This window comes from Flavobacterium sp. KBS0721 (assembly GCF_002007065.3).
Lineage (GTDB): Bacteria > Bacteroidota > Bacteroidia > Flavobacteriales > Flavobacteriaceae > Flavobacterium > Flavobacterium piscis.
The window spans coordinates 2882713-2898673 of the sequence record NZ_CP042170.1 but is presented as its reverse complement, the minus strand read 5'-3'; the positions used below and the strand labels follow the sequence as shown (position 1 = coordinate 2898673).

17 protein-coding genes are annotated in these 15961 nt (G+C 32.4%); 12 read left to right on the top strand and 5 right to left on the bottom strand.

Translation table 11 applies throughout. The annotated features are described in order from the left end of the window. Positions 1–348: 348 nt before the first annotated feature. Entirely contained in the window at positions 349–1638 is a 1290-nt protein-coding gene (gene thrC / locus B0M43_RS12685) for a threonine synthase (RefSeq protein ID WP_078008080.1), read from the top strand. A gap of 91 nt (positions 1639–1729) precedes the next feature. On the opposite strand, the gene B0M43_RS12680 is transcribed toward thrC, so the two are convergent. Further along, the gene (locus tag B0M43_RS12680) at positions 1730–2650 is read right to left on the bottom strand and encodes a hypothetical protein (RefSeq protein ID WP_078008081.1); all 921 of its coding nucleotides are present in this window, start codon (positions 2648–2650) and stop codon (positions 1730–1732) included. Positions 2651–2882: 232 nt separating this feature from the next. Here B0M43_RS12680 and B0M43_RS12675 point away from each other — a divergent pair, with 232 nt between their 5' ends. The 8 genes from B0M43_RS12675 (at position 2883) to B0M43_RS12645 (ending at position 7561) form a co-directional block, all read left to right on the top strand. Then, on the top strand, positions 2883–3068 hold the full coding sequence (locus tag B0M43_RS12675; RefSeq protein WP_078008082.1) for a hypothetical protein: 186 nt from the start codon (positions 2883–2885) through the stop codon (positions 3066–3068). Between the two features lie 93 nt (positions 3069–3161). Beyond that, entirely contained in the window at positions 3162–3596 is a 435-nt protein-coding gene (locus tag B0M43_RS24635; RefSeq protein WP_210418026.1) for a transposase, read from the top strand. Then, positions 3596–4462 carry an IS3 family transposase gene (locus B0M43_RS12670; RefSeq protein WP_210418029.1) on the top strand — a complete coding sequence of 289 codons (867 nt, stop codon included), beginning with the start codon at positions 3596–3598 and terminating at the stop codon, positions 4460–4462. Before B0M43_RS24635 ends, B0M43_RS12670 begins: the two co-directional genes overlap by 1 nt. Before the next feature lie 153 nt (positions 4463–4615). Next, positions 4616–5125, top strand: coding sequence for a hypothetical protein (locus tag B0M43_RS12665; protein WP_078008083.1), 510 nt, complete (start codon positions 4616–4618; stop codon positions 5123–5125). A 6-nt stretch (positions 5126–5131) separates the two neighbouring features. Next, entirely contained in the window at positions 5132–5365 is a 234-nt protein-coding gene (locus B0M43_RS12660; protein WP_078008084.1) for a hypothetical protein, read from the top strand. After that, on the top strand, positions 5343–5948 hold the full coding sequence (locus B0M43_RS12655; RefSeq protein ID WP_123921832.1) for a hypothetical protein: 606 nt from the start codon (positions 5343–5345) through the stop codon (positions 5946–5948). Before B0M43_RS12660 ends, B0M43_RS12655 begins: the two co-directional genes overlap by 23 nt. A 449-nt stretch (positions 5949–6397) precedes the next feature. Then, positions 6398–6904, top strand: a complete 507-nt coding sequence (locus B0M43_RS12650; RefSeq protein WP_078008085.1) for a GNAT family N-acetyltransferase — start codon at positions 6398–6400, stop codon at positions 6902–6904. A 108-nt stretch (positions 6905–7012) separates the two neighbouring features. Beyond that, on the top strand, positions 7013–7561 hold the full coding sequence (locus tag B0M43_RS12645; RefSeq protein ID WP_078008086.1) for a HutD family protein: 549 nt from the start codon (positions 7013–7015) through the stop codon (positions 7559–7561). 122 nt (positions 7562–7683) lie between these two features. On the opposite strand, the gene B0M43_RS12640 is transcribed toward B0M43_RS12645, so the two are convergent. Beyond that, positions 7684–8253 carry a Crp/Fnr family transcriptional regulator gene (locus tag B0M43_RS12640; RefSeq protein WP_065447934.1) on the bottom strand — a complete coding sequence of 190 codons (570 nt, stop codon included), beginning with the start codon at positions 8251–8253 and terminating at the stop codon, positions 7684–7686. 215 nt (positions 8254–8468) lie between these two features. Between B0M43_RS12640 and B0M43_RS12635 the strand changes: the two genes are divergently transcribed. Continuing rightward, positions 8469–9578 carry a polysaccharide lyase family 1 protein gene (locus B0M43_RS12635; RefSeq protein WP_078008087.1) on the top strand — a complete coding sequence of 370 codons (1110 nt, stop codon included), beginning with the start codon at positions 8469–8471 and terminating at the stop codon, positions 9576–9578. A gap of 340 nt (positions 9579–9918) precedes the next feature. On the opposite strand, the gene B0M43_RS12630 is transcribed toward B0M43_RS12635, so the two are convergent. The 3 genes from B0M43_RS12630 to B0M43_RS12620 all read right to left on the bottom strand — a co-directional run bounded on the left by B0M43_RS12630 (position 9919) and on the right by B0M43_RS12620 (position 12221). Then, positions 9919–10302 (bottom strand): DUF3037 domain-containing protein, encoded by a 384-nt coding sequence (locus tag B0M43_RS12630; protein WP_078008088.1) that lies wholly within the window; start codon positions 10300–10302, stop codon positions 9919–9921. Next, entirely contained in the window at positions 10292–11074 is a 783-nt protein-coding gene (locus B0M43_RS12625) for a HipA family kinase (protein WP_078008089.1), read from the bottom strand. The genes B0M43_RS12630 and B0M43_RS12625 overlap by 11 nt, the downstream gene beginning before the upstream one ends. A 298-nt stretch (positions 11075–11372) precedes the next feature. Beyond that, positions 11373–12221: an NAD(P)H-hydrate dehydratase gene (locus B0M43_RS12620; RefSeq protein ID WP_078008090.1), complete on the bottom strand. Its 849-nt coding sequence runs from the start codon at positions 12219–12221 to the stop codon at positions 11373–11375. Between the two features lie 351 nt (positions 12222–12572). Here B0M43_RS12620 and gcvT point away from each other — a divergent pair, with 351 nt between their 5' ends. Together gcvT and B0M43_RS12610 are read left to right on the top strand one after the other, a co-directional pair. Next, the gene (gene gcvT / locus B0M43_RS12615; RefSeq protein WP_078008091.1) at positions 12573–13655 is read left to right on the top strand and encodes a glycine cleavage system aminomethyltransferase GcvT; all 1083 of its coding nucleotides are present in this window, start codon (positions 12573–12575) and stop codon (positions 13653–13655) included. 241 nt (positions 13656–13896) lie between these two features. Then, the gene (locus B0M43_RS12610; RefSeq protein ID WP_078008092.1) at positions 13897–15927 is read left to right on the top strand and encodes a S41 family peptidase; all 2031 of its coding nucleotides are present in this window, start codon (positions 13897–13899) and stop codon (positions 15925–15927) included. Positions 15928–15961 lie beyond the last annotated feature (34 nt).

Genomic DNA, 15961 nt, shown 5'->3' with positions numbered 1-15961 from the left:
TAACACATATAGTTTGTCATTTCGACCGAAGGGAGAAATCACACTCGTAAATCGACAAAGATTGGCGAATTTCTGTGCGGAGTTTCTAGTGCGATTTCTCCCTTCGGTCGAAATGACAAAAAAAGCTGAATAATAATTATTAAAATTAAAAAACATTACCACAAAGCTTTGCGAACTCTGCGTTTTCAAAAGAAACCAATTCCTTGCGAACTTTGCGGTTAAATAAAAACAACCAACGGAATTTGGAATTTAAAAATTGAAAAATGATTACAGAAAAGCCTATTCTCTATACTCTATTCTCTTTTTTCTAAAATTTAAAATCCAAAATCTAAAATCTAAAATTAAACCATGAAATACTATAGTTTAAACCATAATGCCCCGGAAGTTTCTTTTAAAGAAGCTGTAATACAAGGACTAGCGAGTGATAAAGGATTATATTTTCCTCAAACTATTACGCCATTAAATCCTGCATTTTTTAATGTAATCGAAAATCTAAGCCATAACGATATTGCTTTTGATGTGATTCAGCAATTTGTGGGCGATGAAATTCCTGAGGACAATTTAAGAGAAATTATAAAAGATACTTTATCTTTTGATTTTCCGGTTGTAGAAGTTGAAAACGGAATTTATTCGTTAGAATTATTCCACGGACCAACTATGGCTTTTAAAGATGTTGGAGCGCGATTTATGTCACGTTGTCTGGCGTATTTTAATAAAGACAAAAAAGACAGTAAAAATACCGTTTTAGTAGCAACTTCCGGAGATACCGGAGGAGCTGTTGCAAGCGGATTTTTTGGCGTTGACGGTGTTGATGTTGTGATTTTATACCCATCAGGAAAAGTAAGCGACATTCAGGAAAAACAATTGACTACTTTAGGAAAAAACATTAAAGCGCTTGAGGTTGATGGTGTTTTTGACGATTGCCAGGATATGGTTAAAAAAGCATTTTTAGATGAAACTTTAGCACATAAAAACCTGACTTCGGCGAATTCTATTAATATAGCGCGCTGGCTGCCTCAAATGTTCTATTTCTTCTTTGCTTACAAAGCGTTGAAAAGCCAAAACAAACCGTTGGTTTTTTCTTGTCCAAGCGGAAACTTCGGGAATATCTGCGCCGGCATTATGGCGAAGAAATTAGGTTTGCCAATTGAACATTTTGTTGCGTCTACCAACGTAAACGATACTGTACCAAGATTCTTAGAAAGCGGAAAATACGACCCAAAACCTTCTAAAGCTACAATTTCTAACGCCATGGATGTTGGAAACCCAAGTAACTTTATCAGAATTCAGGAATTATACAACAATGATTTAAAAGCTTTCGAAAAAGATTTCTCTTCTTATAGTTATACAGATGAAGAAACGCTTGAAGCTCTCAAAAATATTTACAACACAAACGGTTATATCGCAGAACCTCACGGTGCTGTTGGTTATTTAGGTTTGAAAAAAGAATTACAAAAACACGAGAATGCCATTGGTGTTTTCTTAGAAACTGCACATCCTATTAAATTTCTGGATGTTGTTGAACCTGCTTTAGGTATTACGCTTCCTATTCCGGAACAAATTGAGAGTGTTATTAATGAGGAAAAAGTTAGTGTGAAGATTAAGACTTATGAGGAATTGAAGGCGTTTTTGGGATAGTATAAAACCTAAAAAAAACCACAAATTGTACTAAAAATAGCTAGTACAATTTGTGGTTTTTATTTTAGAAAAAACAATCTATTTTCTTCAATTATTTATAAGTAAAAGTAGCTTTAGCATCTTTAAAATCTAAACCTACATAATTTTTAAGATCATCAAAAGTAGTTCCTGATACTATGATTTCTTTTAATCTCTTTTCAGTATCCAAAGTTCTTTTTAGGGTCATTGTTTTAAAAGATCTCGGATATGGCGCTAAATTAGTATATTCATGATCTATTTTTATAATATTATTACTGCTCTTTTTTCCAAATTTATCATGTAGTACAGAATAAAGCGTATAATAGCTATAAAACAACGGAGTTTCATATGTATAATCACTACCTTTTATATAAGCATCAGAATCATATGTATAATTGATCGCGTAACTAATTTCCGATAGAAATGATTTGGTTACGGCTTTGGTAATATTTCCATTATGTTCTTCAAAATCTACTTGATTAACTAATCTGTAACTAGGGTAATATTTATTTTTATTGTATGATTTAACATTAGAAAGATATTCATTTTTATACATGTAAACTGTTGAATCTGAAGTAGCACTAAAAATTTCATCTTTATCATCATATACAATAATTTCGTTTTTTACAATTGATTCAACACTTCCAGCTTTTAAATGAATTGATGTTTTTGCATTTATTTTAAGGCCAGTAACATTATCTTCTAACTGATTAACCTCAATTAAATCAGGATTCACGTAAGTAATTCCATAAACATATCCTCCTTCTTTTACTTTAACAATTTTATTTGCGTTATCGTATTCATAAGATTCATCATCACGCCTAATTCCGATGTACTTATCATAAGGATAAGAAAAAGAAACGAGTTTTTGATTCGACAGATCAATAACCGGCGGTTCTACAACAACTGGCTCAGAAGTAGAATCATCAGAGGAGCATGATGTTATTACCAGGCTTAGCAGAGGTAAAAAAAATAGTAGTTTTGGAAATTTCATAAATAGGTAATTAATAATATTAAGGTTTAAATTTTCGGAGCAATATTAAGACATTAATCTTACAATAAAAATTATCTACGCTAGTTAATTCTTTTTAGAATAAGTCAAATTTAAAGCTTATATCTTCCTTCAAAATATTATTAAAATTTTACGTGAAGCCGTAAAAAAAGATTACACAAAAGCGGGTAGTTATTCTAGTGAACCTATTTTTAGATGTTATATTTATAATTGGATGCATATAATAGACTGGAAAGAGAAAGCTGTATCCGGAGGCGAAACAGAATATGAAATTAAATATGATTGTGAATATGTTTATGATACAAATGGCTATTTAACCGAATCAAAACGTACAAAAACCAATATTCTTTATCCTGAGGCAAAACCTGTTGCCACAAAAACTTTATATTCATACGAATAACCGATGAAACAAAAAGCTACAACTCTAAATTATAGCTTTTTTTTATTATTAAAATGTCTTGTCCTGAAATAGCGATACACAAAAAGTATCATTATGGAAAAAGATCAAGAATTGCGCTATGTTAAGCGTACACAGAAAGATTACAGTATGTCTTTAAAACTTCAAATTGTTCAAGAAATAGAACAGGGAAAAACCTCAATTTCTCAAGTTAAGAAAGATTATGCTATTCAATCACGTTCAACAATTGTTCAATGGCTTCGAAAATTCGGTAACTTTGATTGGGACAATCAAACACCTTCTCTTATGCAAAAATCTCCTGAACAGAAAATAATGGAACTTGAAGCCAAAGTGAAGTTATTGGAAAAACAAAGAGCATTTTTAGAACAGCAGGCTTTCGTTGCTGATAAAAAAGCTATTATTTTCGATATGATGATTGATATAGCAGAAAAAGAATATCAAATTGACATTCGAAAAAACTCACCACCCGAACAATCGACCATTTTAAAAAAGAACAACAACAAACAATAATGTTTGCCTGTACTTTGTTCGGGATTGACAGACAGGTTTACTATCGTCGAGTAAAAAAAAGTTGCGATAAGAAGCTTTTGGCTTCAAAAGTTGTTAATATGGTTTTGGAAATTAGAAATACAATGCCTCGAATTGGAGCAAGAAAATTGTATTATCTTTTAAAAAGCGAGTTGAATCAACTTAAAATAGGCCGAGATAAATTTATAGATATACTTAGAGCAAATCATTTATTGATAATATCAAAACGTTCTTACCATATAACAACAAACTCTCATCATAGATTTAGAAAACATCAAAATCAAATATTAGAGTTAGAGATTTGTAGACCAGAGCAAGTCTGGGTATCAGATATAACCTATATTGGAAAAAGAAAGAATCCATGTTATTTAAGTCTAATAACTGACGCTTACTCTAAAAGAATAATGGGTTTTAATGTGGCAGATAATATGAATGCTCATAGTAGTTTAACAGCTTTAAAAAATGCAATAAAAAAACGCAGAGATAAAGGCAAAACATTAATACATCATTCAGATAGAGGAATACAATATTGTTCTGATGAATATCAAAAACTATTACATAAAAACAATATAAAATGTAGTATGACCCAAAACTCTGATCCCTATGAGAATGCAGTAGCTGAGAGAATAAATGGAATTTTAAAACAAGAATTTAATATTGATAAGTTTAATCTAAAACTTGCTGTAATGAAGGTTTTAGTGAAAAATGCAATTGATATTTATAATAACAAAAGACCACATTACTCTAATTATATGCTCACTCCAAGTCAAATGCATCAACAAAGTGTAGTAAAGATGAGAACTTATAAAAGAAAAACACCTGCAATAAAAAATATTACAGGTGTCTAATTAAATATATTTGTCTAATAATCTGTATCGATTATTTAGGACTAGTCAAAAACTAAAGACTTATTGACTATTTAGTATTTTTATATTTTTAAAATTAACCCTATTAAAGAAGGTTTATCACTTGTTTACAGAAATCAATTCTAAAAAATAAAAATGGCAATTTGGCAATACCTTTTAATCGTAGTTCCTGAAAAATCCATCGATAATAATTATCAATGCATTTTTAAAAATAATAAAACAGAATTTTTACCCGAGACAAATTCTTTTTGGAAAAATTTTGAAGGTGACATTCCTTCGATTATTTCTGAACTTGATCAAATTATTCCAAAAGCAAACTGGGGCAATGAAATTTATTTGAATTGGAAAGGAAACGAAAATAACGATGAAGATAATGATGCCTGCATTTGTTTAAGTGATGATAAAAGAAAAATTGAAGAATTTCAGTTTCGAATTGACTTACGAAAAGCATCCAATATTACTAATGTTCTCCAAGCAATTTTAAATTTCTGTAAAAAAAATCAATTTGTTTTGATTGATTTAAAAGGAGAAATCTTTAAACCTGAAATGCAATATATTATGGAGGGTTTCAAAAGTTCAAATGCAATGAAATTTATTGCTGACCCAATAGAATTTTTTGAGAATTTAGAAAATAAAGAAAATTAATTTAAAATGAAAAAAGAACATAGGGTCATACTTGATTTATTAGAAGAATATTTAGAAAAAAATCCAAGTTTAAGATTTGGGCAAGCACTTTTTAATTTAGGTGTTAATCAATTTCAGGAAACTACTGATCCTCGAAATCCTAATTATAATTTGAGAGATATTCACAGTGACCATGATTTAGATATTATTGAAAGAATTAAAAATCAATTAATTTGGTTTGAATCTCAAAGAAGCAAATAATCTAATGGCAGAGAAAAACCAGACTAAAAGAATAATTCAACTTACTATTGTGGGAGGATTATTTATTTTTATCCTTTACAGATCATATCAGGCAGATAATGTTTTTGCTCCTTTTTTCTACATCATTTTAGGCGTTTTAGAAATTATCTTATTATCAAATGTAATTCCTGAAAATTTTAAAATTTTCAAAAAGCATAAAAACATTTATAATTTACTTCCAACTTTTTTAGCTTCTTTCATTATTCTTTTTACTTTAGGGCTTTATCTCTATTATGAAAATTTAGAAAATTCTAAAACATACATTCACGCCAGCGGAAATGGATTAATTATCGACTTAAAAGAAGATGGAAAATATATCATTAAAAGTGGAAGCTGGGGAGGACGAACTCATCATTATGGAAATTACAAAATAAATGACAGTATCATATTCCTCGATAATAAGAAGTTTGGAAAAATAAACATATCTGGTCAATTTAAACAAGGAAAAATTTACATTGATAAAGAAAAAATAAGCGAAAATGTACTTTTTCAAACTAAAAAAAATAAAATTTTAGAGAATACAACGTATTTCTACATTAATTAAACCTTCTTTTTAATTGCTTTATTTAATAGAGAATGCACTTGCTTTGCCAATAAAATTTAAACTATGGAGAAGTTTTTCCTTATAATATTAATTATCCAAATGCTATGTTATGGCATTGCGGATCACTTTAAAATTAAATATGGCCGTTTTATAATTCTATCAATATTTCTATCACTTTTTTTAATTGTATTTCCTCTTTATTTTCTTTTACCGGGAGAAGCTATTCAAAATTATTGTGGATTTTACTACTACTTTGATTACTTTCACATCTATTGGAACATTGGAATGACTTTAGTTTTAGCAGCTCATTTTACTTATTGTTATTTAATCAATAGAAAAACAAAATAACTTACTACAATTTCGGCTAAAGCCAATCCTAAATATCATAATTTTGTTCCTCCAGCTAAAGCAGGAAGCTTTTCAAATATTAAAAACCGCACAATATTACCATGATTACAAAAGCAACATTACAAGATATTCCATCATTAAACATATTAATCAACTCAGCATACAGAGGCGAAACTTCTAAAAAAGGCTGGACTACAGAAGCTCATTTATTAGAAGGAAAAAGAACCAGCGAAGAAGAATTAACCGCAATTATTTTAGATCCTAAAAATACATTTTTGAAATTTACTGAGAACGATCAAATTATTGGGTCGGTTTTATTGGTCGAGAAAGAGCATCAATTGTATGTGGGAATGTTGACGGTTTCTCCTGAATTGCAAAATAGCGGAATTGGGAAAAAGATGTTGGCTGAAGCCGAAAATCATGCTAAATCTTTAGGATTGTCTACTCTTAGTATGACGGTTGTTTCGGTTCGTGCAGAACTTATTGCCTGGTACAAACGTCATGGTTATGTGGATACTGGCAAAAGAGAAGCTTTTCCTTCAAGCGATATTCATATTAACATTTCTGATAAGCCATTGGAGTTTATTTATTTAGAGAAGAAGATTTAAAAGGTTTTGCCACGAAGACACAAAGACACTACGTTTTTTTTAAATCGGGGCTGAATGAATTATTAAAAGGTTAGCGTATTTGATTTCTTATTTAAAAATAATAGCATAATGAAAATAAGCTTCTTGCCTAAAAAAGATAGCAAAGCCTCTATTTGGAGTGGCGGATTGACCTATGAATATATGGTCTATCCGGAAACAGCAAGCTATGCTGATAGAGATTTTGCATTTAGAATAAGCAGTGCTACAATAGAAAAAATTCCTTCTGAGTTTACCAAATTCAAGGGCTATCATCGTTATTTGCTTATGCTTGATAACGCTCTGGATATTGAGGTAAACAAAGAGAAAAAAATATATGAGAAATATGAAATCATGGAATTTAATTCGGATGATCAAGTGATTTCTTATACAAAAGGTATTGATTTTAACTGTATGGTTTCTGAAAAAATAAGCCATCATAAACTGAAAATAACAAATAGTAATCAGCATTATAATGCTCAAATAATAATTCTATTTTCTTTACAAACAATGGTTATTAAAATTAATGAGACAGCATACGATCTAAATCCTTATGATCTGTTAGTCATTGAAAATCCAGAAAAGGAAAATATAATTCTTCATTTTTCTAATGAATGCCTCTCAGGAATTTTGGATTTTTAATTTAGATGCAAAGTTTTTTTAATCTCGCAAAGACGCAGAGTCGCAAAGTTTTATTTTCTTTGCGCCTTCGCGTCTTTGCGAGATTTTTTTTTTAAACCTTAGAATCTTAGCATCTCAGAACCTTAGCACCTCTTTTTAATTTTCGATAAAAATTCGTGCGATACACCAAGATAAGAAGATAAATTTCTGTTATTGATTTTATCAACTTTGTGGGCGTACTTTTCGATAAACTCCAGATATCTTTGTTTGGAAGTTTTGTTTAACACATCTATAAGTCTTTGCTGAATGGCAATGTTGGCTTTTTCGACCATAATGATGTGAAACTGGATTAGCTTGGGCACTTCTTCAAATAAAATTGCTTTGTTTGTTTTGTTAATCACCAGGATTTCGCTGTCTTCAATTGCCTTAATGTTGTAGGTTGTAGGCTTTTGATGATAGAAACTTTCGAGGTCACACATCCATTCGTTTTCGAAAGAGAAAAAAATAACACTTTCGGTACCCTTATCATTCAAAATATAAGTTTTGAAAGTGCCTTTTAAAATGAATCCTTCATAAGAACTGTTTGAATCCTGAATCTGCAGGAATTCATTTTTTTTGAGTGTTATGAACTTGACTTTTTCAACAACTAATTTCCATTCTTCATCGGTCAATGGAATTTTTTGTTCAATACTTGTGCGTAGGTTTTTATACATGTGGTTTTTACTTTTATTCTTACTCAGGGGCGTAAGTAGGTGAATGAATGAAAATAATGTAATCGATTACGTAAAAATATACTTTTTGTAATTTAAAATATGTTAAATACATAATTAACAGTAAAATATTTTCAAAACATTGAACAAGTTCAACTTTTTTCATACTAATTATAAGCAGATTTGCAGTAATAACTATTTAACCAAACTTAATTATTATGAAAATTAAATCAACATGGACAGTGTTAGCCTTAACACTTGTATTAGGATTTGCAAGCTGCAACTCTGATGAAATTGCTCCTGACCAAGGCAATCAAAATGCTATTATCGAAACTACACCTACTTCTGGTAGTTTTACAGCAAAAATTGGCAATTGTGCACAGGTTCCGGGATGGGCCTCGCAAAACGGAAGTGTAACCGGTGGAGGATCAGCTGCTGAAACAAATGTTACTACTTATGCGCAGTTGAAATCTGCAATTGAAAACAGTTCTGTAAAAGTGATCAAAGTTAGCGGTACTATTACTGTAACGACAAGATTGTCATTTCAGGATCAAACGGGTAAAACTATTTATGGTGCTAATGGTGCAAAATTAGTTTCGACTAATCAAACTAAAGATGGATCTGGTATTATCAACATCAAAAGATGTAAAAACTTAATCATCAGAAATCTTATTTTTGAAGGGCCTGGTGCTTATGATACTGACGGTTGGGATAATGCAATTCTTGACGAATGTACAAACGTATGGGTGGATCACTGCGAATTTAGAGATGGTGTTGACGGAAACTTCGACATCAAAAACAAATCTGATTATATCTCGGTTACGTATTCTAAATTCCATTACCTGAAACCACCAAAAGCCGGAGGTTCTGGAGGATCAGATGATCACAGATACTCTAACTTAATTGGTTCAAGCGACGGTGCTACGGGAGATCGCGGAAAACTAAGAATTACTTTTGCAAGATGCTGGTGGGCTCCGGGATGTAAGGAAAGAATGCCTAGAGTACGTTTTGGAAAAGTACATATCGTAAACAGTTTCTTCAACAGTACTGTAAGCAATAAATGTATCGCTGCTGGTTTTGAAGCAGATATTCGTGTGGAAGCCAACGTTTTTGAAGGTGTAAAAACTCCAATAGATTTAATGACTGGTTATACAGCTGTAACTGCTGTTGATAATGTCTTTACTAATACATCTGGAAATCAGGCAGGAAACAAAACAGCTTTTACTCCTCCTTATTCCATTGTAAAACTGGATAAAACTGCTGTTAAAGCTGATGTTTCTGCAAATGCAGGAGCTACTTTAGGCGGTAATATCTGCGGATCATTTTAATTAATGACAAGCAGAAAAAAACATGAGTTAGTTTAGTTTTTCATCCTCTGTAAGTTTAACATTCTTACAGGGGATGATTTTTTTATTTTGCTTTGAATTTAAGTGTACAGTTTAACCGCAAGGAACGCAAGGGTTTTACGCAAGGTTCGCTAAGCTTTATTTTTTTAATCTCGCAAAGACGTGGATTCACAAAGTTTTATATTCTTTGCGACTCTGCGTCTTTGCGAGATTTTATTTAAACGACAGTTAGACGCACTGCTGTGCGTCTCTACAAAAACCTTTGAACCTATGTTGCTTTGAGCCTTAGAACCTTAGCAACTCAGCATCTTAGAACCTTCCTCTAAAGAACTAACTCTTCAAACAATCTCTGAATCGTTTTTTCTAAGTCCTGAGATAATCCTGAATGAGGTCGGGAAGTTTGAATGGCTGAACTTCGAATAGCGGTTAACCACCGAAAACGTTCCGGAATCTCCATTGCGCCAATTGGGCCGCCATCTTTGGCTCCGTTTACAATTTTTTCTAAAGCGGCAATGTTACAATGCAGTTGTTCGATGTCAAAATCATTTGATAAAGCTTCGATTTTAGCATCGTTTATGTGGTGCAACACTTTTATAAATTTGGCTCTTTTACAAAATAAAATGATTCCGATATTCAGGAATTCTTCGCGTTCTACTCTTGGCACAACACGAATTACGGCATACTCATATAAGTGACTATCTTGCATTTTGAGCCTGATTTACAAAGATTTCGGAATTGTTTAATCTTGTTTGCAAAAACTGTAAATATACATTTCGCAAAGCTTCGGGAGTTTCATCAGTATCTTCCCATTGCAGCCACTCTTCTGGAATTGTATTTACAATATCTACCAGAATTTCGAGCGTTAAAAGTGCTTTATATTCGGCGTCGACCTCTTTCAAAAGTGAAGCTTGTGGCAATAAAACGTGATCTTCTATCAATGCAAAAGGACTTTTGGCATGTTGCTCCCAATTGTTCCAGGAATGGTGAAAGTACAAACATGCGCCGTGATCAATCAGCCATAATTCTTTATGCCAAATCAGCATATTCGTATTTCTGAATGTACGATCGACATTGGTAATATAAGCATCCAGCCAAACAATTTGCGACGCTAGTTTTGCATCTACAGTTGTTACAACAGGATCGAACGTAATAGCACCGGATAAAAAATGAAGGGCCAAATTTAATCCCTGACTTCCTTGCAGTAAATCCTGAATTTCTTCGTCGCCCTCGTTTCTCCCGAAAGCTTCATCGAGATTCGCGAAAACCAATTCGGGTAATTGTAATTTAAGGGCTTTTGCGATTTGTCCACCCACTAATTCCGCTATTAGCGCTTTTACTCCGTGACCGGCTCCTCTGAATTTTAGGACGTATTTAAAGTCATCATCGGCTTCTGCCAAAGCGGGTAAAGAACCGCCTTCGCGCAAAGGTGTTATATATCGGGTAACGTTTACCGTTCTAAGATCGAAATTGTTTTTCATTTTTTTTAAGATTCAAAGATGCTAAGAAACTGAGTTGCTAAGTTTCTAATCTTTGATATTACAAACTTACGTTTTTTTGATTTTAGATTGTAGAAGGTAGATTTTAGATTTTTTTTCTTGTTCACGCAGATTTTGCAGATTTACTCTCATTTTATGTCATCCTGAGCGAAGTCGAAGGACTTGCCAATTGGAACGTGGGCTTCGACTTCGCTCAGCCTGACAAGTTGAATGCAACAAGCTACAACAAAAAATCTTTGCGAACCTTGCGTAAACCTTTGCGAACTTTGCGGTTATTTTTTTAAGTTCCCAAGCTCAAAAATGCTTTACCAAGATTTTTAATAATATCTGATGCTATAAAAGATTGATATCCTGTTTGTGGTACAGCAATGTCGGCGGTTAAGCCATGAAGATAAACGCCCAATTTTACAGCGTATCTGGGTTCGTAACCCTGCGCTACAAAACTCGTTATAATTCCAGTTAGGGTGTCGCCGCTTCCTGCGGTGGCTAGTGCGGCGTTTCCTGTTGTATTTTCGTATATTTCGGTTTTGTTGATGATGTAGGTTGGTGCACCTTTCATGACGATAATCACTTTGTATTTTTCGGAGAAAGCGATTGTTTTTTGAAATTTTTCAGATTCTGAATTCCATTTGCCAATCAGGCGTTCGAGTTCTTTTGGGTGTGGTGTAATGATTGTGTTTTCGGGAACTAATTCTAACCAGGAAAGGTTCTGAGATAAAATATTCAACGCATCGGCATCAAGAACCAAAGGTGTTTTATTTACTCTTAAAAATTCGAATAAAGCTTTTTGTGTTCCCAACTCCTGCCCTATTCCCGGACCAATCGCGATGGCTTGTGGCTGAATTGGAAAATGAATATTAGTGATAAAATTAGCATTTTCATCGGTGACCACCATAACTTCGGGAATTGAAATCTGGAGGATTTGGTAGCCGCATTTTGGTGTAAACGTAGTTACAAGTCCGCAACCTGATTTTAGACAGGATTTTGATGCTAAAACCGCAGCTCCTATTTTGCCATAACTTCCGGCAATAATTACAGCGTGTCCCTGAAGTCCTTTATGTGTATGAGGATTTAAGGGTTTGTAGAATTTTAAAATTTCTTCTTTTGTAATTAAAAGCGGATCTTTCATGGGCTTATCTATCTATTATAATATTTTAATTATCTATGAATTTAGGTTAATTCTAACGCGGATAAAAACGGATTTTTAATTTGCTGATGCCCGTATATTTATCTTAATTTCATTGACAATAAAAAAATTAGATGATTAAAGTTACATAAAATTTGAAGAAGAAAGTATTTCTCGTTTCGTAAAATTTCTAGCCCTGATAGAAGCGGCATCCTTTTGTTTTTTTCTTTAAAAAACAAAAGATATAGCGGATAGCAGGAAATTGCTCCTAATCATTGCGAAATTTATAATTTAGACTATCATTTTTATATATTTTTTGAATAAATTTGCGAAACAATTTTATAAAACAACACAATGAAAAATACTGCGCTTACGCACATACATGAGAGTTTGGGAGCGAAAATGCTGCCTTTTGCGGATTATAATATGCCTATTACTTATGAGGGAATTAACGCTGAACACGAAACGGTTCGTACTGGTGTGGGCGTTTTTGACGTTTCACATATGGGTGAATTTTTGTTGACGGGTCCAAATGCTTTGGCTTTGATTCAGAAAGTAACTTCGAATGATGCTTCGACTTTGACTATTGGTAGAGCGCAATATTCTTGTTTGCCTAACAATGAAGGCGGAATTGTGGATGATTTGATTGTGTATAAAATGAAAGAAGAAGAGTATTTACTGGTTGTAAATGCTTCAAATATTGACAAAGACTGGAACTGGATTTCATCGCACAATGATTTGGGTGTTGATATGAAAAACCTATCTGATGATTACTCTTTATTGGCTATTCAGGGACCAAAAGCGGTTGAAGCTATGCAACCTTTATCTTCTATAGATTTATCGGCAATTGCTTATTACCATTTTGAAGTGGCTGATTTTGCTGGTTTTAGTGATGTAATTATCTCTGCAACTGGTTATACTGGTTCTGGTGGATTTGAAATTTACTGCAAAAATGAAGATGCTGAAGCGATCTGGAATAAAGTTTTTGAGGCTGGTGCAGCTTTTGGCATTAAACCAATTGGATTAGCGGCTCGTGATACTTTGCGTCTTGAAATGGGCTTTTGTTTGTACGGAAACGATATTAATGATACTACTTCTCCTCTTGAAGCAGGATTGGGATGGATTACTAAGTTTACTAAAGATTTTACCAATTCTGAAGGTTTGAAAAAACAGAAAGAAGCTGGTGTTACTAAAAAATTAGTGGCTTTTGAAATGCAGGAACGTGCGGTACCAAGACATGATTATGAAATTGTTGATGCAGCTGGCGAAGTAATTGGTATTGTAACTTCCGGAACGATGTCGCCTTCTATGAATAAAGGGATTGGTTTAGGGTATGTTACGGTAAACAATAGCGCTGTTGATAGCGATATTTTTATTAGAATCAGAAAAAATGATGTTCCGGCTAAAGTGGTAAAATTACCTTTTTATAAGAAATAGTTTTTTAATATAAAAATTTTAGAAATGCGTTACTTAAAAGTAGCGCATTTTTTTTGCGACGAATTCACTAATTATTAAGCACAGGTTAAATAAAAAATCTGAGAATTCGTGGCGAAATTTTTTCATTATTTGAAAATTATCTGCTAAAACAAATCGTTTAGATGTAAGAAATTTTAGAAAAATTGTAACTTTTTATCAAAAAATAAAGTGTAATTTTAGTCTAAACGAAGATTTTCGATTTATGAAAAAAATATTATTAGTATTACTGTTAGTTACCAATGTTCTATTTAGTCAAAATAGTGACAATACATGCGAGATACTAAACAAAATAAATGCACTTATTCAGGAAGAACACATTAGGCCGAAACTGGTAGATGATAGTTTATCGGTTTTTGTTTTTGATAATCTGATCAATGAATTAGATCCTTCTAGAAACCTGTTTTTTAAGACTGAATATGACGAATTAGCCAATAAATATCGTAGCAATCTGGATGATCTTATTCTAAGTAACCATTGTGATTTTTTGGGCGATATTACTTCTGTATATCGAAATGGTCTTTTGAGAACTAAAACTGTGCTCGAAAAAATTCAAAAGCAACCCATCGATTATACTAAAAAAGACACAATCAGGTTTTATAAAAAATCATTCCCTTTTTACCTTAAAAAAGAAGATCTTGAAAAAGTATGGTCTAAAAAAATCCGATATCAGATTCTGGATGAAATTGCCGAATCGAGTGATAATTTAGATTCTCTTAAAACTAATTTTAAGTCGATTGAATTAAAGTCTAAAAACTTAATTGTTACCAATGAAATCTGTAGGATCAATACACTTTTAGAAACCAATACGAAACAGGAAGAAAAGCTCTACAATTACTTTTGTACTTATTTTGATCCGCATACGGCTTATTTTAGTGATGATTCTAAAACGAGTTTTGTTGCTTCATTATCAAAAGAACATTTGTCACTGGGAATGACTGTTAGTCTAAACGAAAAAAACGAAATTATCATAGCTGAACTCGACCCAAATGGTCCTGCTTATCAAACGGGACAAATAAAAAAGGGTGATCAGATTGTTTCAATATCGAATCAAAAGGAATCGTTGCAGGTTTCATGTGCTTCATTAGAATCTATTTCGACGATGATTTTATCTGAATCGAACAAAAGTATTACGCTTACGCTAAAGCGAAATTCCGGAAAAAGCTTTGATGTATATATCGAGAAGCAGGTGATGAAAGATGAAGATAATTCGGTTTTTAGTTTTATAATTGGTAAAGACAGTAAAATTGGATACATTAAAATTCCAAGTTTCTACGCTGATTTAGATGGTAATACCCGAAAAGGTTGTGCCGATGATGTAGCACGAGAAGTCATAAAACTGGAAAGAGACAACATAAAAGGTCTTGTAATTGATTTAATTGATAACGGGGGCGGATCTATGGAAGAAGCTATAAAACTGGCCGGAATGTTTATCGATTACGGTCCGCTTTCTATTGTAGTTGACAATAGAGAAGGAAAATCAGTCATTAATGATCCTTACAAAGGTTTGATTTATAAAGGACCAATTGTGATTTTGGTCAACAGTAATACCGCTTCGGCAAGTGAATTCTTCTCTTCGATTTTACAAGATTATAATCGCGCATTATTACTGGGCAGTAATACGCTTGGAAAAGCTACTATGCAAACCATACTTTCGCTTGACGAAACTAAAAATACTGACTTTTTGAAAATAACGATTAACAAATTTTACAGAGTGACAGGCAAAAGCCATCAGTATATTGGCGTAAAACCCGATGTCGTTCTTCCTGAATTTTATGAAGGTGTTTACCAAAAAGAAAGTGATTTCCCGACCGCTATCAAAAATGACAGCATACAGGCTTTGCTAAAATTTAAACCTTATGTCAAACGATCACTTATTGATAAACTGGCAAAAAACAGTAGTACAAGATTGGCTGATAATTACTTTTTTAATAATATTAAAAAGATAAATATGAAAATTGATCAGCTTGTTAATACACCAAAAGCAGAGATTCCGATGACTTTGGATGCTGTTTTTAATCAGAAAAAAATTATTAACTCACTTTGGAAAGAGATCAATACATTTAATGACGAGAATAATCCGTTAGATGTCTATAATTCAACCGTAAATCAGTTTTTGTTAGGTGCTTATCCCAATGATAAAACCATCAATCAATACCAGATTAATAATCTAAAAACAAATCCGTACCTGAATGAAGCTGTTAATGTTATTAATGAGTTTAATGGAGCGAAATAGATTTTAGATTTTAGATTTTAGATTTTATCACATT

Excerpts from the sequence above, each read along its gene's own strand:
- thrC (WP_078008080.1), top strand. The coding sequence starts at position 349 with ATGAAATACTATAGTTTAAACCATAATGCCCCGGAAGTTTCTTTTAAA.
- B0M43_RS12680 (WP_078008081.1), bottom strand. The coding sequence starts at position 2,650 with ATGAAATTTCCAAAACTACTATTTTTTTTACCTCTGCTAAGCCTGGTA.
- B0M43_RS12675 (WP_078008082.1), top strand. The coding sequence starts at position 2,883 with ATGCATATAATAGACTGGAAAGAGAAAGCTGTATCCGGAGGCGAAACA.
- B0M43_RS24635 (WP_210418026.1), top strand. The coding sequence starts at position 3,162 with ATGGAAAAAGATCAAGAATTGCGCTATGTTAAGCGTACACAGAAAGAT.
- B0M43_RS12670 (WP_210418029.1), top strand. The coding sequence starts at position 3,596 with ATGTTTGCCTGTACTTTGTTCGGGATTGACAGACAGGTTTACTATCGT.
- B0M43_RS12665 (WP_078008083.1), top strand. The coding sequence starts at position 4,616 with ATGGCAATTTGGCAATACCTTTTAATCGTAGTTCCTGAAAAATCCATC.
- B0M43_RS12660 (WP_078008084.1), top strand. The coding sequence starts at position 5,132 with ATGAAAAAAGAACATAGGGTCATACTTGATTTATTAGAAGAATATTTA.
- B0M43_RS12650 (WP_078008085.1), top strand. The coding sequence starts at position 6,398 with ATGATTACAAAAGCAACATTACAAGATATTCCATCATTAAACATATTA.
- B0M43_RS12645 (WP_078008086.1), top strand. The coding sequence starts at position 7,013 with ATGAAAATAAGCTTCTTGCCTAAAAAAGATAGCAAAGCCTCTATTTGG.
- B0M43_RS12640 (WP_065447934.1), bottom strand. The coding sequence starts at position 8,253 with ATGTATAAAAACCTACGCACAAGTATTGAACAAAAAATTCCATTGACC.
- B0M43_RS12635 (WP_078008087.1), top strand. The coding sequence starts at position 8,469 with ATGAAAATTAAATCAACATGGACAGTGTTAGCCTTAACACTTGTATTA.
- B0M43_RS12630 (WP_078008088.1), bottom strand. The coding sequence starts at position 10,302 with ATGCAAGATAGTCACTTATATGAGTATGCCGTAATTCGTGTTGTGCCA.
- B0M43_RS12625 (WP_078008089.1), bottom strand. The coding sequence starts at position 11,074 with ATGAAAAACAATTTCGATCTTAGAACGGTAAACGTTACCCGATATATA.
- B0M43_RS12620 (WP_078008090.1), bottom strand. The coding sequence starts at position 12,221 with ATGAAAGATCCGCTTTTAATTACAAAAGAAGAAATTTTAAAATTCTAC.
- gcvT (WP_078008091.1), top strand. The coding sequence starts at position 12,573 with ATGAAAAATACTGCGCTTACGCACATACATGAGAGTTTGGGAGCGAAA.
- B0M43_RS12610 (WP_078008092.1), top strand. The coding sequence starts at position 13,897 with ATGAAAAAAATATTATTAGTATTACTGTTAGTTACCAATGTTCTATTT.